Raw genomic sequence first — 21,165 nt, 5'->3', positions numbered from 1 at the left:
GGCCCACTCGGGCCGGCTCTCAGTCGTTGAAGGCGCGGCGGGCGACGACCAGGCTGCCGCGCTTCGTGACCGGCAGCGGGGTGCGCAGGCGCCGCGCCGCCTCCGCCGCCTCCGGCCGGGGGACGCGCCGGGCGACCAGGTAGTCGCGGACGGCGTCGTGGTCGGGCAGCGTGAGCAGCGGCGCGTCCCAGCGCTCCACCTCGACCTCGCCGAACACCTCGCAGACGCGGGCCGGGGCCTCCTCGGCGTCGAACCCGGACGGCTCGGGCCGCCACACCGGCGCGAGCTCCGGGCTGTCGGTGCGGCAGACGGCGGTGACGAGCAGGACGCCGCCCGGCGCGAGGACGCGGCGCGCCTCCCGCAGGGCTCGGCCGGGATCGTCCAGGTGGTGGAGCAGGTTCACGGCGACGGCGGCACCGAACGTCCCGTCGCGGAAGGGGAGCCGCAGCGCGTCGGCCCGGACGCGCGGACGCGGGTGGGCGCGCAGCAGGGCGGCGGACATGTCCAGCCCCACGAACCGGAACGGCGGCGGGTCGGGGAGGGCGTCGCTGAGCGCGCCCTCCCCGCAGCCGATGTCGAGCACCCGGGACGGCCCGTCGTTGAGCAACTTGGCGGCGATGTGGTCGTGCAGGCTCCGCGCCCCGATCAGGTACTTCCTGACGACCCTGGCGGCGAGGCGGAAGGACTCGGTGTCGGAGTCGTGCTCGGGTGTGCGGGCCATGCCCTGAGTCTGCCCGGCGGGACCGCCGCGAAAAGCCGGGAGCGTCGGGGGCGCGGCGCGTCAGGCGGTGACGCCGCCGTCGATGACCAGGTCGTGCCCGACGACGTTGCGGGACGCGTCCGAGGCGAGCCACAGGGCCGCGTCGGCGACCTCGGCGGTGTCCGACACCCGGCCGGACGGGGCGGCCGTCCGCATCCGCTCCGCCCGCTCGGCGGGGGTCTCGCCGGGCAGCAGCGACATCGGCGTGTCGGTCGGCCCGGGGCTGACCGCGTTGATCCGGACGCCGTCGGCGATGTGGTCGAGCGCGGCCGTCCGGGTGAGGACGCTGACCGCCGCCTTCGACGCGGCGTACGCGGCGAGCCCCGGCCGCCGCCCGTGCGCGCCGATGTTGGACGAGACGTTCACGATCGTCCCGCCGCCGTGCCCGCGCATGTGGGCGATCTCGTGCTTCATCGACAGGAACACGCCGGTCAGGTTGACGGCGAGGACGGCGTCCCAGGCCGCCTCGTCGACGTCGGCGACCGGCCCGGCCGCGCCGAGCACGCCGGCGTTGTTGACCGCGACGTGCAGGCCGCCGTGCCGGGCGACGACGGTCTCGACCATGCGGGCGGCGGCGGCCGGGTCGGTCACGTCGGCGACGACATGGTCTGCCCTGCTTGTCCCGTATGCGCCGATCTCTTTGGCGGTGGCGGCGAGCGCGTCGGCGTCGCGTCCGGCGAGGACGACGGTGGCGCCCGCGCGGGCGAGCGCGTGCGCGATGGCGCGGCCGATGCCGCCCGCGCCGCCGGTGATCAGGGCGACGCGGCCGTCGAAGCTCGTCATGGGTCGACTCCTAAACTAGATCGAACGTTCTCGAATAAGGGCAGGGAAACCCGCTGCCCGAGCAGGGGAGGGGTCAGTCGAGGAGGGCGGCCGCCTGGCGTGTCGCGTCCCGGAGGCGGCCGTCGTCGGCGGGGACGCGCCCCAGCACGCGGACGCCTTGGAAGAAGACGACCAGGAACCGGGCCAGCGCGCGCGGGTCGCGGTCGGGCGGCAGTTCGCCCTGGGCGCGGGCGCGGGTCAGCGCCGAGGTGAGGGACGCCTCAAGGAAGTTCCAGCTCGCCTCGACCAGGCGCGCGGCAGCCGGGTCGCGGGCGGCGAGCTCCACGGCCGAGTTGACCACGAAGCAGCCGTGCCGTGGCCGGTCGCGCGCCGACTGCTTGCCGTACCGCTCGATCAGCCGCCTGATCGCGGGCAGGACGGGCCCCGGCTGCGACAGCGCCTCCGCGATCGCCGGGTCGGTCGTCTCCAGGTAGCGCTCCAGCGCCTTCAGGTACAGCTCGTGCTTGCCGCCGAAGGTCGCGTAGATGCTGGCGCGGGCGACTCCGAGATGCTCGACCAGGTCGGCCATGGACGTCGCCTCGTAGCCGCGCTCCCAGAACAGCTCCAGGGCGCGGTGGAGCGCCGCGTCCGGGTCGAACTCCTTCGTCCGTGCCATGGCAGGACGATCCCATATCAAGAACGATCGGTCAAATATCAGTGGGACGCGCGCGCCGGGACGGCGGGCCGCCCGAGGTCCAGCGTGTCCAGTACCGAGCCGTCGGCGGCGAGCGCTTCCACGACCGGGCCCTGCCGCGAGCCCCACACGACGGCGGCGTGGCCGTGCGCGGGGACGTCCAGCAGCCGCGTGCCGACCCGGATCCGGGCGACCTCGGCCGACGCGCGCAGCCGCGCCTCGTTCACCCACTTGGCGCCCCACGGCAGGAGGCGTCCGGCGTTGCGGACCGTCCGGCCGGACCCGTACTTCAGCAGGTACCGCCCCATCTCGCCGGACGAGCGGCGCGCGAGCGCGTCGTCCGGGGCCGTGCCGCCCCCGCCGCCGAGCTCCATCCACTCGCCGTCGCGGCGGTGGAACGTGAAGCCCTCGATGAACGCGCCCGGTCCGGACGCGGGGTCGCCCCAGTGGTGGAGGAGCGTGACGACGGCGACGTCGCCGTCCATGTCGAGTCCCAGCGGGAGGAAGTCCCGGCCGTCGTCGAAGGCGGCGGGCGCCGGGTCGGGCAGGCCCTCCCTGAGGAGACGCAGGCACTCCTCGCGCACCTCGTGATGGTTCATAGTCGGGGACCTCTGGATCGTGCGGGCCGGGTGGACGCCGTGGCGGCGGGGTGGACGCCGTGGCAAGCGGGTGGACGCCGTGGATCGACCTGGGGTGGGAAGGCGAAAGGCCCTCCCGCGGAAGGGCCCGGCGTCGGACACACTCTAGAGGTCCGGCTCGTCTGGTTTCACCTGTCGGGTGCGCTCCCGTCAGCGGCTCGTCATCCGTCCTTCACCGGCCCGCCGTCCACCGCCTCACCGGGCGTGAACGCCCGCACCGCGAGGGCCGCGCACAAGATCGCGATGGGCAGTTCGGCTCCGACGGCGAGCGCGACCGAGAGCGCGCGGTGGGCGCCGGGCGTGGCGGTCGTCACATCGAACCAGGCGTCGGTGACCAGCAGGGTCGCGGTGACGGCGGCGACCGTCCGGTACCGCTCGTCGCGGCGGACGAGCAGCAGGCCCGTGCCGAGCAGCGCCGCCGCCTCCATCAGGTCGAGCCCGACCCAGGCCGTCGACCAGTTCGGGACGACGGCCGTCGACGGCATCGTCCGCGCGAGCCCCCATATCCAGGGGGCCATGGCCGCCGCGCCTCCGATGAAGGCCCAGCCCAGCCACCGTCCGCGCGGCCGCCGCGCTCGTACGGGCACGGGCCGCTTCCGTGCGGGAGCGGCCGGACGCGCGGGCGCGGGTCGCGGCGGACGTGACGTGAGCGGCGGACGTGATGTGAGCGGCGGCGCGGTTCCGGCGACCATGGCGAACCCCCTGGAGACGTTGATCGATTCGAGTCCAAGCCTCGCCTTCCGGCGGGTCGCGGTCGGTAGCGCGGCTATCCGACTTGGGGTGGCACTAGGTTCACCCTCCGCTCTGCAGCCTGGACCATGGCGGGCCCGCGGGCGCCGCCCCTACGGTTGCGCCATGGCATCCATCACCGCGGCGACGCGGCGTGCGCGCGCACACGCGCCGTGGTCGTCCGCGGCGTGGCGGGACACCGCGTTCGTCGCCTCCGGGGTGCCGCTCCAGTCCGCCGGATGGCTGATCGTCGGCGTCCTCTGGACGGTCTGGACGCCGGTCAAGGTCCTGCCCGTGCTCGTCCTCACCGGGGCGTCGGTGATGCTCCTGCTGCTGGCGCTCCGGCCGCTGACGTCCTGGCAGCGGGAGCGCTGCTGGGCGCTGCTCGGCCTGCGCGTCCCGCGCATGCCGGGCTTCGAGGACGGCCGCGCGTGGGACGCCCTGCGCGACCTGCGCTCGCCCGAGCTGTGGCGCGTCCTGCAGTATCACCTGGTCGTCGGGCCGTTCCTCGCGGTCGGCGGTCTCGCCGTCATCGCCGCCTGGGCGGGCGGGCTCGTCCTCGCCGTCTCGGGGCTGTACGCGTGGGCGCTGCCTCCCGGCGGCCCCGACCTGGCCGAGCACCCGCCGCGCGTCGTCCTGCTGACCGTGATCGGCGTGCTTCTCCTGGCCATGGCGCCGTGGGTGGCGGCGGCCGTCCGCCGGGTGGACGCCCGCGCTGTCGCGTCCCTGCTCGGCCCGGACCGCGCGAAGGAGTTGCAGCGGCGCGTCGACGACCTCGCCGAGAAGCGCGCCAGCGTCGTCGACGCCGCCGACATCGAGCGCCGCCGCATCGAGCGCGACCTGCACGACGGGGCGCAGCAGCGGCTCGTCGCCCTCGCGCTGAACCTCGGGCTCGCCCGCGAGACCCTCGCCGGCGTGCCGGACGACGCCATGCGCGTGATCGTCGAGGCGCACGAGGAGGCGAAGGAGGCGCTCAGCGAGCTGCGCACGCTGATCCGCGGGCTGCACCCGGCCGTCCTGGAGGACCGCGGCCTGGACGCCGCCCTGTCCGGCATCGCCGCGCGGGTGCCGCTGCCCGTCCGGCTCAGGGTCGAGGCGGAGCCGCGCGCGTCGTCCACGGTGGAGGCGGTCGCGTACTTCGTCGTGTCGGAGGCGCTCACCAACGTGGTCAAGCACGCGCGGGCGAACGAGGTGGACGTCGCCGTGCTCCGCCGCGGCGACACGCTGCGGGTCCGCGTCTCCGACGACGGCGTGGGCGGCGCCGACCCGTCCGCCGGGACGGGCCTCACCGGGCTCGCGCGGCGCGTCCGGTCCGTGGACGGTACCTTCCGTATCGCCAGCCCCGCCGGGGGCCCGACGACCGTCACCGTGGAGTTGCCGTGCGCGTTGTGATCGCCGAGGACTCGGTGCTGCTCCGGGCCGGGCTGATCAAGCTGCTGGAGACCTCGGGCTTCGAGGTCGCGGCGGCCGTCGGGGAGGCCGAGGGGCTGCTCGCGGCGGTGCGCGAGCACCGTCCGGACGCGGCGATCGTGGACGTGCGGATGCCGCCCGGCTTCACCGACGAGGGCGTCCGCGCGGCGCTCGTCATGCGGCGCGAGTCGCCCGAGGTGGCGGTGCTGCTGCTGTCCCAGTACGTCGAGGAGCGGTACGCGGCGGACCTCCTCTCCACCAGCACCAGCGGAATCGGCTACCTGCTCAAGGACCGGGTCGCCGACGTCTCCGTCTTCCTGGACGCGCTGCGCCGCGTCGCGTCCGGCGGCACCGCGCTCGACCCCGAGGTCGTCGCGCAACTCCTGCTCCGCCGCCACCGCGACCCGCTCGACCGGCTCACCCCGCGCGAGCGGGAGGTCCTCGCGCTGATGGCGGAGGGACGCTCCAACGCCGGGATCGCCGCCGCGCTGGTGGTCAGCGAGAGCGCGGTCGCCAAGCACATCAACAGCATCTTCGCCAAGCTCGACCTGCCGCACGCCGAAGGGGACCACCGGCGGGTGCTCGCCGTCCTGCGCTTCCTGGACGGCGAAGCATGACCGACACGCCCACACCCCTCTCAGACCCGGACCCGGAGCGCGCGCCGCAGCGAGACCGCGAGGCGGGGCGGGAGCGCGAGGCAGGCCGGGACCGGGAGGCGGGACGAGAACGAGAGGCAGGCCGGGACCGGGAGGCGGGGCGAGAACGAGAGGCAGGCCGGGACCGGGAGGCGGGACGAGAACGAGAGGCGGGGCGGGACCAGGAGGCTGAGGGGGAGCCGAGGCCGCGGCGGCGCGGCGTGTGGATCGTCCTCGCCGTCGTGACGGCGCTGGTCGTGGTCGCCCCGGCGGGCGTGTACGCCTTCGGACGGGCCGTCCGGCAGACGGCGGAGAGCGTCACGCCCTACCACGTCGCGATCAAGGAGCTGCGGCTCGACATGGACGACGCCGAGGTCTCCGTCGGGCCGGGACCCGAGGGCGAGGCCCGCGTCTACCAGCGCCTCACCTGGGGCCTCCACAAGCCCGCCGTCACCGAGTCGCTGGTGGAGGACGTGCTGTTCATCACCTTCCGCTGCTCACGGGCCGGCCCGGTCGTCGGCCGCGAGTGCGGGGCGGACGTCGACGTCCGGGTCCCGCCCGGGGTGCGGGTGTCGGCCGTGACGGGCTCCGGCCGCGTCGTGGTGCGCGGCCTGGCCGGGGACCTCGACCTGCGCACCGGCTCGGGCGAGGTCCAGGTCGCGGACGTGCGCGGACGGCTCCGCCTCCAGGCCCGCTCCGGCGAGATCACCGCGACCGGGCTCGCCTCGCGCAAGGTGGTGGCGGAGGCGTCGTCCGGGGCGCTCGACCTGCGCTTCGCCGAGCCGCCCGACCTGGTGACGGCCATCGTCCACTCGGGGTCGGCGAAGGTGATCGTCCCGCCGGGGTCGCAGTACCAGGTCCTCGGATGGACGGGCTCCGGCTCCGCACACCTCAACCCCGCCGTGGTGGACGACGCCTCACCTCGCCGGATCTCCGTCCAGAACAACTCGGGCTCGAGCTACATCGACTACCGCGACGACTGACGACACCTCCTCTGTGACGTGCCTGTGGTGGAGGCAACACCGTCAACGTTTGCGTCATTGGTGTCGAGGCGGTTTACTGCTGACGTGACCTTCGTGCGCCCGTTCCCTGAGCACCGCTCGCCGACCGTGTCGGCCGCGCGGGCCGCTCGCCGCGCGCGCTGTCGTCGAATGTGTGACCGCTGAGGGCCCCTGCCGCCTGAGCCTCGCGCCCCGAAGCGAGCGAGTCCCCGACACACGAGCCGTCATGAACTTTCAACGTCACCTCCTGGCCCACGCCCCCTATCCACCGGGCCGCTCCTGACCATGTCCCCACCCGGCCAAGCCGCGCCTAGCACCACGCGCAGCGACGCCTCCGCCTTCCGCATCGCATCCGCCCCAGCGGCCGGCACCGCATCGCGGCCCAGCCCGGGGTCGCAGTCGGCGCCGCATCCCGTTCCAAGCTGGGAGCGCGCTCGGCATCGCGTCGCGGTCCAGGCTGAGACTGCGGTCGGCGTCGCATTCCGGTTCGCGCCGGGATCGCGGTCGGCGTCGCGCAGCGGTCCAGGCTGATCGCGCTCGCGCTGCGGTTGCGATTCGGGTTGGGATCGCGGTCTGTGGCGCATCGCGTTTGTGGCGTGTTGCGGGCGTGCTGCCAGTGCGGTCCGCATCGCGGTGCCCGTGGCCGGGGGATCACGAATCGCGGTTCGCGTCCGTTGCCTTCGCCGGGACGGGTCGCCGATCGCGAGGTGGTCCCGCGTCCGTGGCCGTCGCATCCAGCGTGTGGCCGTCCGCTCCTACCCGTCGTCGCCGCCCATCAGGCGACCCCGATGAACTGGTTTCCTGTGATTCAGATCGAAAAACTCAGAAAGGTCTATCGCGGTCGCGGCCGCGAGGTGACCGCCGTCGACGGCGTCGACCTGACCGTCGCCGAGGGTGAGGTCTTCGGTGTGCTCGGTCGCAGCGGCGCCGGGAAGAGCACCCTGTTGCGCTGCGTCAACCTGCTGGAACGGCCGGACTCCGGGCGCGTCGTGGTGGACGGCCGGGACCTGCTGGCCCTCCGCGGCGGGCGGCTGCGCCGGGCCAGGCAGGGCATCGGCATGATCCACCAGCACTTCGGCCTGCTCGGCAGCCGGACGGTCGCCGGGAACGTCGCGTTCCCGCTGGAGGTCATGGGCGTGCCGCGCGGCGAGCGCGCCCGCCGGGTCGCCGAACTCCTGGACCTGGTCGGGCTCACCGAGCACGCGAAGGCGTACCCGGCGCAGATCTCCGGCGGGCAGAAGCAGCGCGTCGGCATCGCCCGCGCGCTCGCCGGACGTCCGAAGGTGCTCCTGTCGGACGAGGCGACGTCCGCGCTCGACCCGGAGACGACCGCGTCGATCCTCGCGCTGCTCCGCGACCTCAACCGGCGGCTCGGCCTCACGATCCTGCTGATCACGCACGAGATGGGCGTGGTCAAGAGCATCTGCGACTCGGCCGCCGTGATGCGGGACGGCCGGATCACCGAGTCGGGACCGGTGACCGGGCTGCTCGCCCGTCCGGGATCGGAGCTCGCCCGCGGCCTGTTCCCGCTGCCGCCCGCCGAGCCGCGTCCCGGCACCACCCTGGTCGAGGTCACGTTCACCGGCGGCGCCACCGACGAGCCGTTCGTGTCGGCGCTGGCCCGCAAGTACTCGGTGGACGTCAACATCCTCGGCGGCGCCGTCGAGACGGTCGGCGGCGAGCGCGTCGGACGGCTCCGGCTCGAACTGCCCGGCGACCCGTCCCTGAACGCCGCCCAGCTCGCCTTCCTCCGCGAGGCCGGGCTCACCGTGGAACTCCGCACCCCCGAGGAACAACCCCGAACCCCTGTGGAATCCGGGAGCCCCGAGGAACTCCGCACCCCCGAGGAGGACGTCCGATGAGCTGGGACGAGGTCATGCCGCTGCTGTGGCCCGCCACGGTCGACACCCTCTACATGACGGGCGTCGCGACGCTGTTCACCGCCGTCCTCGGGCTGCTGCTCGGCGTGCTGCTCGTGATCACCGAGCGCGGCGGGCTGCTGCCCGCGCCGCCGGTCAACCGGGCGCTCGGCGTGGTCGTCAACATCGGGCGGTCGCTGCCGTTCCTGATCCTGATGGTGGCGATCATCCCGTTCACCCGGACGGTCGTCGGCACCAGCATCGGGAACGCGGCCGCGATCGTCCCGCTGACCGTCGGCGCCATCCCGTTCTACGCGCGGCTCGTCGAGATCGCGCTGCGCGAGGTCGACCCCGGCGTCATCGCCGCGGCGGACGCGATGGGCGCCACCCGCCGCGAGATCGTCGGCAAGGTCATGCTGCGCGAGGCGCGCCCCGGCCTGGTGTCCGGGCTGACCGTCACCGTGATCGCGCTGATCGGCTACACCGCCATGGCCGGCACGGTCGGCGGCGGCGGGCTCGGCAACCTCGCCGTCGTCTACGGCTACGAGCGCTTCGAGACCAAGGTCATGGTCGCCACCGTCGCGCTGCTCATCGTCATCGTCCTGGTCATCCAGGCGGCGGGGGACCTCGTGTCCCGCCGGCTGACCCACCGCTAACAAAGAGAAGGGCACCTGTCGTGCTTCGCAAGATCACAGTCGCACTGGCCTCCGTCGGTCTCCTCGCGGGGCTGACCGCCTGCGGCTCGTCGGGGGCGTCGGACGATCCGGACGCGCCGCTGAAGGTCGCGGTCAACCCCGTCCCGCACGGCGACATCCTGTCCTACGTCAAGGACAATCTGGCCGCCAAGGAGGGCCTCAAGATCGAGATCGTGACGTTCAGCGACTACCAGCAGCCGAACACCGCGCTGACGGAGAAGCAGGTCACGGCCAACTACTTCCAGCACGTGCCGTTCATGGAGGAGTTCGAGAAGAAGTCCGGGAAGAAGCTGTCGTTCGTCGCGCCCGTCCACCTGGAGCCGCTCGGCGTCTACTCCAAGAAGCTGAAGAGCCTGCAGGACGTCCCGAAGGGCGCGACCGTCGCCGTCCCGAACGACCCGGCGAACGAGGGGCGCTCGCTGAAGCTCCTCGCCGCGAACGGGCTGCTCACGCTGAAGCCGGACGCGCCCGCCAGCGCGACCGAGCGCGACATTACGAGCAACCCCAAGGGCCTGAAGTTCAAGCCGCTGAAGGCCGCGCAGCTGCCCCGCTCCCTGGAGGACGTCGACCTCTCGGTGATCAACGGCAACTACGCGATCGAGGCGGGCCTCGCGCCGAACAAGGACGCGCTCGCCGCGGAGAAGCCCGAGGGCAACCCGTACGCGAACGGCGTCGTCACCCTGCCGGAGAACAAGGACGACGAGCGCGTGAAGAAGCTCGTCAAGCTGCTCCAGGGGCCCGAGGTCAAGAAGTTCGTCGAGGAGAAGTACAAGGGGTCGGTGCTGATCGCCTCTTGATCCGGAAAGCGCGGCGTTCTGTCCTCGGCTCCTGATAGGACATGGATCCACGATCGCATGAAGGGGACCCATGGGCGTTTATCAGCATCTTGAGGAGTTCGCCGGGCTGCCGGTGGCCATATTCAACGCGGAGCCGGGGTCGGACGACGAATTTGACACCGGCTCCGCGAAGGCCGACGGCCTCCCGGCCGCCGCCGAGGCCGCCTGGCACGTCGGGACGTTCTTCGACGACGAGCCCTTCGCGGACGTCTTCCAGCGCTTCCTGGCCACGGTCGACACCACCGAGGTCACCGCGCTCGTCATCGGCTACTGGGGCGCGTCCTACGACGACAACGTCGCCGACCCGGCGGCCCTGCTGGCGGAGTCCGCCGCGTCCTTCCCGAAGCTGCGGTCGCTCTTCCTGGGCGACATCACCGGTGAGGAGTCGGAGATCTCCTGGATCGAGCACTCCGACATCTCGCCGCTGTTCACCGCGTTCCCCGGCCTGGAGCGGTTCGAGGTCCGCGGCTCGCAGGGCCTGTCGCTCGACCCGATCCGGAGCGAGAGGCTGACGGCGCTGCGGTTCGAGTCGGGCGGGCTCCCGGCGGCCGTCGTCCGCGCCGTGGGCGCGAGCGACCTGCCGAACCTGGAGCACCTCGACCTGTGGCTCGGCGAGGAGAACTACGGCGGCGACGCGACCGTCGCCGACCTCGCGCCGTTCCTCGGCGGCGAGCGCTTCCCCGCCCTGCGCCACCTCGGCCTGGAGGACAGCGAGATCCAGGACGAGATCGCCGCCGCCGTCGCGGGCGCGCCGATCGTCGCCCGGCTGGAGTCGCTGAGCCTCGCGATGGGCATCCTCACCGACCAGGGCGCCGAGGCGCTGCTGTCCGGCCAGCCGCTCACCCATCTGCGGAAGCTCGACCTGCACCACCACTTCCTTTCGGACGCGATGGTGGAGCGGGTGCGGATCGCGCTGCCCGGCGTCGACGTCGACCTCGACGACCAGGAGAAGCCGGACGGCGAATGGCAGTACATCGCGGTGTCCGAATGACCGCCTGGCACAGCTGCCCCGTGGGCGCGGGATGACGTTCGCCGTCGTCGGCACGCCCGGCGACCGGCGGCCCGCGCTGTTCGCGGCGGCGTGCCGGTCGGCCGGGCTGCCCGAGCCCCGGCTCGTCCCGTGGACGGACGTGCTCCGCGGCGCCGAGATCGTCCTGGCGCCGGGCGAACTGCTCCGCGTCGACTCGCCCGGCGAGGACGCCGAGGCCGACGCGCTGCTGCGCGGCCCGGGGCCGCCCGCCCGGGTGGGCGGCGGTGCGCGCTGGCACCGGACGTTCACGGCCGCGCTGCGGCGGCTGTCCGCGGCGGCGTCGGCGTCCGGCGCGCGCCTGCTCGGCGACGCCGACGAGATCGGGGTCATGTTCGACAAGCGGGCGACGCACGCGCGGCTGCGGGCCGCCGGGGTGCCCGTCCCGCCCGCGTTGCCGCAGGTGGACGGCTATGCTGCGCTCCGCGCTCGGATGGCCGAGGCGGGGCTGAGGCGCGTGTTCGCCAAGCCCGCGCACGGTTCGTCCGCCTCCGGGGTCGTGGCCGTGCAGGCCGCGCCGGGACGAGTCAGGGCGGTCACGTCGGCCGTGATGGAGGGCGACCGGTTGTTCAACTCGCTGCGCGTCCGCACCTACCAGACCGAGGACGAGGTCGCAGCGCTCATCGACGCGCTCACCCCGGACGGCCTGCACGTCGAGCGATGGCTGCCCAAGGCCACGGTCGGTGGGCGCGTGTTCGACCTGCGCGTCGTCGTCATCGACGGCGAACCCACGCACGCGGTCGTCCGCACCAGCTGTCATCCGATGACGAACCTTCATTTGGGTGGAGCCAGGGGAGACCTGTCCGCTGTGCAAAGCGCGTTGGGCGAGGCGGGGTGGCGACGGGCGTTGGACGTGTGCGCGCGTGCTGCCGCCTGTTTCCCCGGCAGTCTGATGGTGGGAGTCGACCTGCTCATCGGCCAGGGCATGCGCCACATGGAGGTCGGCGAGGTCAACGCGTTCGGGGACCTGCTTCCCGGGCTGACCGGTCTCCCCGGTGGCCCGGCCCAGGGGCTCGATACCTATGCCGCCCAGGTTCGAGCCGCGTTGTCCTTCGCGTGTACGGCGTGACCCGCATGCACGACATGAACCGCATCATCGGCACCCATGATCTGCTGCTGATAACGCTCGACACGCTCCGGTACGACGTGGCCGAGGAACTGGCCGAGTCGGGTCAGACGCCCAATCTGGCCGGGCTTCTCCCAGGCGGGCGTTGGGAACGCCGCCACACGCCGGGCAGTTTCACCTACGCCGCGCACGCGGCGATGCTGGCCGGATTCCTCCCGACGCCCGCGTCCCCCGGGCCGCATCCGCGGCTTTTCGCCGGAACGTTCCCGGGCAGTGAGACGACCGCGTCCGGCACGTGGACGTTCGACGCGGCCGACCTGCCGTCCGGGCTGGCCGCCGCCGGATACCACACGGTCTGCGTCGGCGGCGTCGGGTTCTTCAACAAGGTGACGCCTCTGGGACGCGCGCTTCCGTCGCTGTTCGCCGAGAGCCATTGGGAACCCGAATTCGGCGTGACCGACCCGGATGCGCTGCCCAACCAGATCGACCGCGTCGCCGAAATCGTGGCGAGGCTGCCCGCCGAACGCTGCCTTTTCCTGCTGCTGAACGTCGCGTCCCTGCACCAGCCGAACTGGTTCTACCTGGACGACGCCACGCACTCGAAAGAGGAGGCGCGCTCGAAAGGCGACACGCGAGCCAGCCATGCCGCCGCGCTCCGCCACGTCGACGCCCACATCGGGCGCTTGTTCTCGCTGATGCGCCGCCCCTGCTTCGTCATCGTCTGCTCCGACCACGGAACGGCGTACGGCGAGGACGGTCACACCGGCCACCGTTTCGGCCACGAGGTCATCTGGACAGTTCCATACGGGGAGTTCGTTCTGCCGTGAATCCCTACGAGGCGTATGTGTACGCCTATCCGCACAAGACCGCCTACCGTCCGCTTGAGCCTTTGCGTCCGCTGCGCGACGTGTGGGCGGACGAGCCCCTCGACACCCTCTTCCTCTACCTCCACGTGCCCTTCTGCGAAATGCGGTGCGGCTTCTGCAATCTGTTCACCCGCACGGGCGCGCCCGAGGAGCTGACCAGGGCCTACCTGGACGCGCTCGACCGGCAGGCCACCGCCGTCCTGGACGCCCTGGGTGCACAGGACCGCGACGCGGCGTTCGAGACGGCGGCCTTCGGCGGCGGCACGCCGACCTTTCTCAACGCTTCCGAGCTGGAACGCCTCTGCGACATCGCCGGACGGTTCCCGGGGTTCGGCGCGATTCCCTTGGGCGTGGAGACGTCACCGGCCACCGCGACCACCGACCGGCTGACCGTCCTCGCCGAACGCGGGACGAGCCGTATTTCCATCGGTGTTCAGTCTTTCCTGGACGAGGAGGCGCGGGCGGCCGTCCGCCCTCAGAAACGCGCGGAAGTCGAGGCCGCCCTTGACCGGATTCGCGCTGTAGGTTTCCCGACCCTCAATATCGACCTCATTTACGGCATCGACGGCCAGACGCCCGCGACGTGGACGCATTCACTGGACGCGGCCCTCGCCTGGCGGCCCGAGGAAATCTACTTGTATCCCCTCTATGTTCGTCCCAAGACAGGGCTTGAACATCGCACCCGAGAATGGGACGACCAGCGCCTCAGCCTCTACCGAATCGGCCGCGACCACCTCCTGGCCGAAGGCTACGAGCAGGTGTCGATGCGAATGTTCCGCCTCCCCGGAGCCGCCGCCAACGGGACGGAATACTGCTGCCAGACTGACGGCATGGTGGGCCTCGGCTGCGGGGCCCGCTCGTACACGTCCCGACTGCACTACTCGTTCGAGTACGCGGTCGAGACAAGGCTGGTGCGTTCGATCATCGACGAATACGTGGCGGAGAAGGACTTCGAGTTCGCCCACGTCGGCTTCGAACTGGACGACGACGAACGGCGCCGCCGCCACCTCATCCAGTCTCTCCTCCAGGCAAGCGGCCTCGACCTCGGCCTCTACCGATCGCGCTTCGACGCAGATCCTCACGACCACTTCGCTGCCGAACTTCGCTCATTCGACGACCGGGGATGGCTGGAGACGACCGGCGAGGTTCTGCGCCTCACTCCCGAAGGGCTCGCCTACTCCGACGCCATCGGGCCAGCATTGTTCTCACCGCACGTTCAGGCGCGGATGAAGTCCTACAAGGTGCGCTAATGGAGCACCTGACGATCCTCTACCGGGGCCCATTGGCCAGTTGCGACTACGACTGCCCGTACTGCCCGTTCGCCAAACGCCGCGACTCGGCGGAGCAACTCCGCGCCGACCGTGCGGCCCTCGAACGGTTCACGGAATGGGTCTCTGGGCAGAATTTTCGCATTTCCGTGCTGTTCACGCCGTGGGGAGAGGGGCTCGTCCGCTCCTGGTACCGGCGCGCCCTGGTCGAATTGAGCCACCTGACCCATGTCGAGCGCGTCGCGATCCAGACCAATCTCAGCCACCGCGTCTCGTGGACGTCCGAGGCCGACCTCGCCCGGCTCGCGCTCTGGGCGACCTACCACCCCGGCCAAGTTCCCTACGACCGGTTCCTCGGCAAGTGCCAGGAACTGGCGGGACGCGGCGTGCGGTTCAGCGTCGGGATCGTCGGGCAGCCCGACCACCTCGACGCCGCCCGCCGCCTCCGCGCCGACCTGCCCTCCGGCACCTACCTGTGGGTCAACGCCGCCGAGGGCCGCGTCTACGACGACGCCGAGGCCGACCAGTGGACCGCGATCGACCCGCTGTTCCCCGTGAGCCGCCGCCCGCACCCGAGCCGCGGCCTCGCCTGCCGGACGGGCGACACCGTCGTGTCCGTGGACGGCGACGGAACCGTCCGGCGCTGCCATTTCGTCCCGGCCGTGCTGGGAAACCTCTACGACGGATCGTTCCTGGACGCGCTGGCTCCGCGCCCGTGCCCCCTCGATGTCTGCGACTGCCACATCGGTTATGTCCACCTCGAGCCGCTCGGCCTTTACGACACCTTCGCGGGAGGCGTCCTCGAACGCATTCCGCTGCTATTCCCGTGACCGTCCCGTAGAGCCGATCCGGGCAGGTGGCGCCCATCTCGGCAAGGGAGGCGGAATGCCCCGGGCGACTGCGGGGTAAGGCGGACCCTGGCAGCGGCGGTGAACCTAGGCGGACATGTGGACCATTTACAGCGCCCCCATTTCGTTCTCGCGCTCGCGCCCGCCGAGGTGGCGGTGCGCGCGGCGCGCGACACGGTGCGCGCCGTGATGGAGCGCTGGGACCGGGAGGACGTCAACGGCGACCTCGAACTCATCACCAGCGAACTCGTCACCAACGCGATCCGGTACGCGAAGGCGATCACGGTCGTCCTCTCCCTGCCCGACGCCACGACCGCGATGGTCGAGGTCTGGGACGACAACCCGGACGTCCCCGCCGCGCCCACCATGGACCTCCAGGCGGAAAGCGGCCGGGGGCTGATGCTGGTCGGCGCCCTGTCCCGCTCCTGGGGCTGCCGCCCCACCGGAGCGGGCAAGGTCACCTGGGCCCGAACCCACACCAACTGACGAGGCCCGTGGTCAGGTCTGTTTTTCGGGGTGGTAGTCGGTTTCGTCTATGCCGAACGTCCAGGCGACGCCCGCACGGGCCGTGCGGGTGTCGGGTGGGACGCGGAGGTAATAGGTGCGGTGGGTGCCGTCGGGCTCCGGGGTGGAGTTGACCACCTCGACCATGACGACGGGTTCGTCGCCGGGGAGGTCGATCGACCAGAGGACGCCCGTCTCGTCCCGGTGCACGGGGCGTGCGCCCGTCTCCGCGAGGTAGCGGTCGTAGCCGAAGATCTCCAGCATGACGCGGCGCAGCTCGGCGTTCTGCTCGGCCGAGATGCGGTCGGGGGTGAGGCCGGTCAGCGACTCGACGAAATCGGGCGGGATCGGCATGCCGCGCCAGGCGTGCAGTGCGAAATCGTCCGGGTAGGCGAGGGCGGGGCCGTCGCCTCGGTGAAGGCGTCCGGGCTCGTCGCGGTGCAGTTCACAGGGCCGCTCCGACAGGATCACCAGGTTTTCGTAGGGCCACCACCAGCCCGCCGAGCGGGCCGCCTCGGCGAGTCCGGCGAGGGGGCCGTCGAGGCGTCCGAGCGTCTCGAAGAGGGCGAGCCAGGGCGCGTCGTGCTGGCCGAGGACCGCGTCGAGCGTGGCGCCCCGCAGCAGCGCGACGGCCTCGTCCTCCCGCGGGTCGGGCGAGCCGGCGCGCCGCGCGTGCTCGCCCACGGCGGCGCGCACGCGCGTGACCAGCGCCTGCACCTGGTTCCAGAGCATCCCGCCGGTCTCGGCCCAGGTGCGCGGCCACTGCTCCGGCCCCTGTTCGGAGCAGGCCGCCGCGCGTTCCGCCTCCCACGGGCGGGTCCGCACCTCCGTGAGGACGCTCCTGCCCGCCGGGACCGTACCGAGGTCGGCGCGGGCCAGGTCGACCAGGTCGCCGAGCCCCGCCGCCCGCAGCGCGCCGCCGTGCCCGGCCAGGACCGCCGCCGCCACCGCGCCGCGCGCGGGGGAGGGCACCCAGACGAACCGTGCGGGCGCGACCAGCCCGGCGGCGGCGTAGGCGGCGGTGACACCGGCCTCGGCCCGCACACGGTCGGCGGGACGGGTGTCATAGGCGGCCGACTGCCAGTCGCCGACCACGTAGTGCGGTTCGCGTGCCGTCGAGGTGAGCATCCCGTCCCCCTAGTCGGCCACGACGCGGACGGCGCCGGGCACGTACTCGCGCTGGCGGATCACCCGGTACCAGCCCCTCGGCAGGGTGATCGCCGCGTGCTCCTCGTGGACGAGCCGCCCGCCGGACGGCAGGTGCAGGTGGTCGGGAGCGAGCGGGTCGGGCGAGCGCAGCAGCGTCCCGGGCGCGGTCAGCGCGTGCGCGTGCCCGGTGGCCTCGCCGAGCGCGAGGACCATGCGGCCCCGCCCGTCGCGCGGCGCGGGCGGCAGGTCGCGGACGCCCACCGGAAGCGCCTCCTCCGGCACGGGCAGGATCAGGATGTCTCCCTGTCGGTACATGCCGCGAACGTAACGCCCGCCACCGACAGAACTCGTTCGCGCTGGTCGCGGCCCTAGAACCCGCGGGTTCTGCGGGCGGCGGGACGAGCCCAGCGGCCGGACGCGCTCAACCCGACGTGCTGGAACGCGCGCACGAGCTCGCCGCCGAGGTTGACGCCCGCCGCCAGCGCGAGGGCCACCGACACGGCCCCGATGAGGCTCAGCACACCGGCCTCGGGGGAGCCCGAGTTGAGCTCGACCATGCCCCGGTACAGGGCCGTCCCGGGCAGGAGTGGGCCGATGGACGGCACCACATAGGGCATGACGGGTTGTCCGCTCCTCCGTGCCTGCCAGTTCGCCAGGACGCCGACCACGGTGGCGGCCATGCCCGCCGCCAGGACGGGTGGAACGTGCCACCCCCGTGCCATGACGTAGAGCACCCAGATGAGCGCCCCACCCAGGGCCGCCGCCATCAGCACGTCCCGCGGCACGGCGAGGGACACCGCGAACGTCAGCGAGATCCCCGCCGCCGCGATGACCGCGATGGGACGCAGCTCCGCCGCCGGTGTGGGCAGGTGCCGGACGTCGATCTCCACGCCCAGGTTGACCGCGAGGTACACGACCGCGCCCAGCCCGGCGACGATCGCCGCGATCATGAAGAACACCTCGAGCACGCGCGCGCCCGCGCTGACGAGGTCCCCGGTGATGCCGTCCTGGATGCTGGCCACGAGCGGTCGTCCCGGAAGCAGCGCCAGGATCGCGCCGGTGACGATGGTGGCGGCCTGCCCCGGGTTGCCCATGGCGACGACCACCGCCGCCGCCCCCGCGCCTATGGCCGCGGCCACGGTCAACTGGAAGAACTCCGCGATTCCGCGGCGCGCCAGGGCGGCCGCGGTGCGGTCGCCGAGGAGGGTGGCGATGAACGCCGTGGTCGCCACGAGCGGTCCACCACCGGACAGGACACTGCCCGAAGCGGCGATGAGACCCAGCGACACGACCAGCAGCCAAGCCGGGTATGGAGGACGGGCCCGCTTGATCTCGGCGAGCCGCCGGTGGGCCTCGTCCAGTTCGAGCATCCCGATGGACGCGTCCTGGACGAGTTGGTGCAGCGCGGTAAGCCGCCAGAACGCCGGGACACGGCGGCGGATGGCCCGCGTCCCCGTCATGGGCGGCGCGCCCTTCCCCGGATGGGCGGACACCAGGAGGCTCGTCAACGTGACCTGTACCTCGCACCGAGGCAGTTCGTAGGCGACCGCGAGGCCGAGCATGGCCTCGTTCACCCGTTCGGTGGTCTCGCCACTGGCCAACAGGAGCTCGCCGACGCGCAGAACAAGGTCGACCGCACGTGGGTCGACGATCTCACTGGGTTCCTCTTCGGGGGGCTCCGGGGGTGAGTGGTCCATGAGGACCCGCCACGTCCGTCGCAAGCGTTCAGCCGCGCTCATTACGCCGCCCGCGTTCCTTCCGCACCCGTGATCGATCTTGTTGGCAGGCTACCCGCGGCCTCTTCGCCGCGACTCGGCGGCCTCGCCGGACGGGCTGTCCGCAGCGAAACGCTCGCCTCCGCGGGGCGGCGTCCGAGCGATCGGATGTCGCCCCGTTCACGTGCGGGATGCCCGCTGACCTGAGGGCTAAGCGTTCTCACGTCCGCCGGGCCTGATGCCCTCGTCTCACTGGCGACCGCTGATCGCCCGGTGAGCGGCATGGGCGGCGACCGGCATCGGCAGGACGAACTCCTTCATGGTCGGGTTCCTTCCGGTGAGGTTGGTGAGGTCCGACCCGCTCTGAACTTAGCGCGTATGTTCAGTTACCTATAGTGACATTCTTGTTGGGGGTGAAGATGCCTGGGTGCGCCAGATCCTGCTGAGAGGCGTGGCCCGCTGGCGGCGGCTGCCGATCAACGGCGTGGGCGGTCGACGCTTGACCGCGTAATCCACAGAACGCGGTTCTGGTGCGGGGGCTTCTTCGGCGCTGGTACCAAGGACGCATGACTGATTCCGACGGACTCCGGGAGCAGGCCGAACGGTGCCTGCGCGCGCTGGCGGGCGACCACGCGCGGCTCCGCGACGACCAGTGGACGGCGATCCGCGCCCTCGTCGTCGAACGGCGGCGGGCGCTCGTCGTGCAGCGCACCGGGTGGGGCAAGTCCGCCGTCTACTTCGTGGCGACCCGGCTGCTGCGCGAGCGCGGCGCCGGTCCGACAGTGATCGTCTCGCCGCTGCTGGCGCTGATGCGCAACCAGATCGACGCCGCCGGGCGCGCGGGCATCCACGCCCGGACGATCAACTCGTCCAACACGGGCGACTGGGACGCGGTGTTCGGCGAGGTCGACGCGGGGGACGTCGACGTCCTGCTGGTGAGCCCCGAGCGGCTCAACAACCCCGAGTTCCGCGACTTCGTCCTGCCGAAGCTCGCCGCCGGCGCGGGCCTGGTCGTGGTGGACGAGGCGCACTGCATCTCCGACTGGGGCCACGACTTCCGTCCCGACTACCGGCGGCTCCGCACGCTGCTGGCCGAGCTGCCGCCCGGCATCCCGGTGCTCGCCACCACCGCGACCGCCAACGCCCGCGTCACCCAGGACGTCGCCGAGCAGCTCGCGGGTGACGACGCGCTCGTCCTGCGCGGCCCGCTCGAACGGGAGTCCCTGCACCTCGCCGTCGTCACGCCGCCCACCGCCGAGCAGCGCATCGCGTGGCTGGACGAACACCTCGCCGACCTCCCTGGATCGGGCATCGTCTACACCCTCACCGTCGCCGCCGCTCACGAGATCAGCGGCTACCTGCGCGACCGCGGCCACGCGGTCGCCGCCTACACCGGGCAGACCGAGCAGGCCGAACGTCTCCAGGCCGAGCAGGATCTGCTCGACAACAAGCTCAAGGCCCTCGTCGCCACGAGCGCGCTCGGCATGGGCTTCGACAAGCCCGACCTCGGGTTCATCGTCCATGTCGGCGCTCCGCAGTCGCCGGTCGCCTACTACCAGCAGATCGGTCGGGCGGGCCGCGGCGTCGACCGCGCTGAGGTCATCCTCCTTCCCGGCAGGGAAGACCGCGACATCTGGGCCTACTTCGCCAGCCTCGCCTTCCCGCCGGAGCCCGTCGTCCGGCGCACCCTCGACGTCCTGGAGGAGGCGGGCCGCCCGCTCTCCACCGGAGCCCTCGAACCCCAGGTCGACCTCAGCCGGACGCGGCTCGAAATGATGCTCAAGGTGCTCGACGTCGACGGCGCGGCCCGCCGCGTCAAGGGCGGCTGGACGTCGACCGGCGTCCCCTGGTCCTACGACCGCGAACGCTACGAGCGCGTCACCGCCGAGCGGCGGCGCGAACAGCAGGCGATGCTCGACTACATCTCGACCACCGGGTGCCGCGAGGAGTACCTGCGCCGCCAACTCGACGACCCCGCCGCCGCGCCCTGCGGCCGCTGCGACAACTGCACGGAACGCCGCTGGTCCGCCCACGTCACCGGGCAGGGCGCGTCCGAGGCCCGCGAGCGGCTGCACCGTCCGGGCGTCGACATCGCCCCCCGCCGCATGTGGCCCACCGGCGTCAAGGACGACCTCGGCGTCGCGGGCCGCATCGAACCCGCCCTCCAGGCCGAGGTGGGCCGCGCCCTCGGCCGCCTCACCGACATCGGCTGGGGCAACCGCCTGCGCGCCCTGTTCGCAGGTGACGACACCGACCTTCCCGACGACATGCTCAACGCCGTCGTCCAGGTCCTCGCCGCCTGGGACTGGCCCGCCCGCCCGACCGGCGTCGTCACCATCGGTTCGCGCTCACGCCCGCGCCTGGTCTCCACGTTCGGCCACCGCATCGCCGAGGTCGGCCGCCTGCCCTACCTGGGCGAACTCACCCCGGTCGGCGATCCGACCCCGCGCCGCCACAACAGCGCCCAACGACTCCGCTCGGTCTGGCACTCGCTGACCGTCCCACCCGACCTGGCCGCCCTCGTCTCCGACACCCCCGGCCCCCTCCTCCTGATCGACGACCGCGTCGAAACCGGCTGGACGATCGCCGTGGCAACCCGCCTCCTCAAGGAAGCCGGAGCCCAATCCGTCCTCCCGCTGACCCTGGCCACCCCGTCCTAACCCACCCTCCGACACGCCCGCCAACCAATACCCGCGTGTGTTC

At 72.4% G+C, this 21,165-nt stretch carries 21 protein-coding genes; 13 read left to right on the top strand and 8 right to left on the bottom strand.

The window, feature by feature from the left end; translation table 11 throughout:
- Positions 1-19 precede the first annotated feature (19 nt).
- From FXF68_RS29215 to FXF68_RS29195, 5 genes are all read right to left on the bottom strand, one after another.
- Positions 20-721, bottom strand: a complete 702-nt coding sequence (locus tag FXF68_RS29215) for a class I SAM-dependent methyltransferase (RefSeq protein WP_148764704.1) — start codon at positions 719-721, stop codon at positions 20-22.
- 60 nt (positions 722-781) lie between these two features.
- Positions 782-1,543, bottom strand: a complete 762-nt coding sequence (locus FXF68_RS29210; protein ID WP_148764702.1) for an SDR family NAD(P)-dependent oxidoreductase — start codon at positions 1,541-1,543, stop codon at positions 782-784.
- A 73-nt stretch (positions 1,544-1,616) separates the two neighbouring features.
- The gene (locus tag FXF68_RS29205; RefSeq protein ID WP_148764700.1) at positions 1,617-2,198 is read right to left on the bottom strand and encodes a TetR/AcrR family transcriptional regulator; all 582 of its coding nucleotides are present in this window, start codon (positions 2,196-2,198) and stop codon (positions 1,617-1,619) included.
- 38 nt (positions 2,199-2,236) lie between these two features.
- Positions 2,237-2,815, bottom strand: a complete 579-nt coding sequence (locus FXF68_RS29200) for a nuclear transport factor 2 family protein (RefSeq protein ID WP_148764698.1) — start codon at positions 2,813-2,815, stop codon at positions 2,237-2,239.
- Positions 2,816-3,015: 200 nt separating this feature from the next.
- On the bottom strand, positions 3,016-3,441 hold the full coding sequence (locus FXF68_RS29195; protein WP_148764696.1) for a hypothetical protein: 426 nt from the start codon (positions 3,439-3,441) through the stop codon (positions 3,016-3,018).
- A gap of 268 nt (positions 3,442-3,709) precedes the next feature.
- On the opposite strand from FXF68_RS29195, the gene FXF68_RS29190 reads away from it, so the two are divergent.
- The 12 genes from FXF68_RS29190 to FXF68_RS29135 all read left to right on the top strand — a co-directional run bounded on the left by FXF68_RS29190 (position 3,710) and on the right by FXF68_RS29135 (position 15,580).
- Positions 3,710-4,975, top strand: a complete 1,266-nt coding sequence (locus tag FXF68_RS29190) for a sensor histidine kinase (protein ID WP_148764694.1) — start codon at positions 3,710-3,712, stop codon at positions 4,973-4,975.
- Positions 4,963-5,610, top strand: a complete 648-nt coding sequence (locus tag FXF68_RS29185; RefSeq protein ID WP_148764692.1) for a response regulator — start codon at positions 4,963-4,965, stop codon at positions 5,608-5,610. The genes FXF68_RS29190 and FXF68_RS29185 overlap by 13 nt, the downstream gene beginning before the upstream one ends.
- Positions 5,607-6,611 carry a DUF4097 family beta strand repeat-containing protein gene (locus FXF68_RS29180; protein ID WP_148764690.1) on the top strand — a complete coding sequence of 335 codons (1,005 nt, stop codon included), beginning with the start codon at positions 5,607-5,609 and terminating at the stop codon, positions 6,609-6,611. The genes FXF68_RS29185 and FXF68_RS29180 overlap by 4 nt, the downstream gene beginning before the upstream one ends.
- Positions 6,612-7,432: 821 nt before the next feature.
- Positions 7,433-8,491, top strand: coding sequence for a methionine ABC transporter ATP-binding protein (locus FXF68_RS29175; protein ID WP_187438163.1), 1,059 nt, complete (start codon positions 7,433-7,435; stop codon positions 8,489-8,491).
- Positions 8,488-9,144 (top strand): methionine ABC transporter permease, encoded by a 657-nt coding sequence (locus tag FXF68_RS29170; RefSeq protein WP_148764686.1) that lies wholly within the window; start codon positions 8,488-8,490, stop codon positions 9,142-9,144. The genes FXF68_RS29175 and FXF68_RS29170 overlap by 4 nt, the downstream gene beginning before the upstream one ends.
- A 20-nt stretch (positions 9,145-9,164) precedes the next feature.
- The gene (locus FXF68_RS29165) at positions 9,165-9,980 is read left to right on the top strand and encodes a MetQ/NlpA family ABC transporter substrate-binding protein (RefSeq protein ID WP_148764684.1); all 816 of its coding nucleotides are present in this window, start codon (positions 9,165-9,167) and stop codon (positions 9,978-9,980) included.
- Between the two features lie 70 nt (positions 9,981-10,050).
- A complete protein-coding gene (locus FXF68_RS29160) occupies positions 10,051-11,010 on the top strand; it encodes an STM4015 family protein (protein WP_148764682.1) in 960 nt (319 codons plus the stop codon).
- Between the two features lie 31 nt (positions 11,011-11,041).
- On the top strand, positions 11,042-12,115 hold the full coding sequence (locus tag FXF68_RS29155) for an STM4014 family protein (protein WP_148764680.1): 1,074 nt from the start codon (positions 11,042-11,044) through the stop codon (positions 12,113-12,115).
- A 5-nt stretch (positions 12,116-12,120) separates the two neighbouring features.
- Positions 12,121-12,939, top strand: a complete 819-nt coding sequence (locus tag FXF68_RS29150; protein ID WP_187438161.1) for an STM4013/SEN3800 family hydrolase — start codon at positions 12,121-12,123, stop codon at positions 12,937-12,939.
- Positions 12,936-14,228 (top strand): STM4012 family radical SAM protein, encoded by a 1,293-nt coding sequence (locus FXF68_RS29145; protein ID WP_246178998.1) that lies wholly within the window; start codon positions 12,936-12,938, stop codon positions 14,226-14,228. Before FXF68_RS29150 ends, FXF68_RS29145 begins: the two co-directional genes overlap by 4 nt.
- A complete protein-coding gene (locus FXF68_RS29140) occupies positions 14,228-15,076 on the top strand; it encodes an STM4011 family radical SAM protein (protein WP_148764678.1) in 849 nt (282 codons plus the stop codon). Before FXF68_RS29145 ends, FXF68_RS29140 begins: the two co-directional genes overlap by 1 nt.
- A gap of 117 nt (positions 15,077-15,193) precedes the next feature.
- Positions 15,194-15,580 (top strand): ATP-binding protein, encoded by a 387-nt coding sequence (locus FXF68_RS29135; RefSeq protein WP_148764676.1) that lies wholly within the window; start codon positions 15,194-15,196, stop codon positions 15,578-15,580.
- A gap of 12 nt (positions 15,581-15,592) precedes the next feature.
- Here FXF68_RS29135 and FXF68_RS29130 read toward each other — a convergent pair whose 3' ends face one another.
- Genes FXF68_RS29130 through FXF68_RS29120 form a run of 3 tightly spaced genes read right to left on the bottom strand, consistent with a single transcriptional unit; the run spans position 15,593 to position 18,444 of the window.
- Complete coding sequence (locus FXF68_RS29130; protein ID WP_148764674.1) at positions 15,593-16,726, bottom strand: DUF6745 domain-containing protein; 1,134 nt, start codon at positions 16,724-16,726, stop codon at positions 15,593-15,595.
- A 9-nt stretch (positions 16,727-16,735) separates the two neighbouring features.
- Positions 16,736-17,062 carry a hypothetical protein gene (locus FXF68_RS29125; protein WP_148764672.1) on the bottom strand — a complete coding sequence of 109 codons (327 nt, stop codon included), beginning with the start codon at positions 17,060-17,062 and terminating at the stop codon, positions 16,736-16,738.
- A 53-nt stretch (positions 17,063-17,115) separates the two neighbouring features.
- Positions 17,116-18,444 (bottom strand): threonine/serine exporter family protein, encoded by a 1,329-nt coding sequence (locus FXF68_RS29120; RefSeq protein ID WP_148764670.1) that lies wholly within the window; start codon positions 18,442-18,444, stop codon positions 17,116-17,118.
- A 584-nt stretch (positions 18,445-19,028) separates the two neighbouring features.
- Between FXF68_RS29120 and FXF68_RS29115 the strand changes: the two genes are divergently transcribed.
- A complete protein-coding gene (locus FXF68_RS29115; protein ID WP_148764668.1) occupies positions 19,029-21,122 on the top strand; it encodes a RecQ family ATP-dependent DNA helicase in 2,094 nt (697 codons plus the stop codon).
- The last annotated feature ends 43 nt before the right edge of the window (positions 21,123-21,165 follow it).

This window comes from Actinomadura decatromicini (assembly GCF_008121305.1).
Classification (GTDB): Bacteria; Actinomycetota; Actinomycetes; order Streptosporangiales; family Streptosporangiaceae; genus Spirillospora; species Spirillospora syzygii.
The sequence above is the reverse complement of the archived record's forward strand: the minus strand, read 5'-3'. Positions and strand labels throughout refer to the sequence as shown.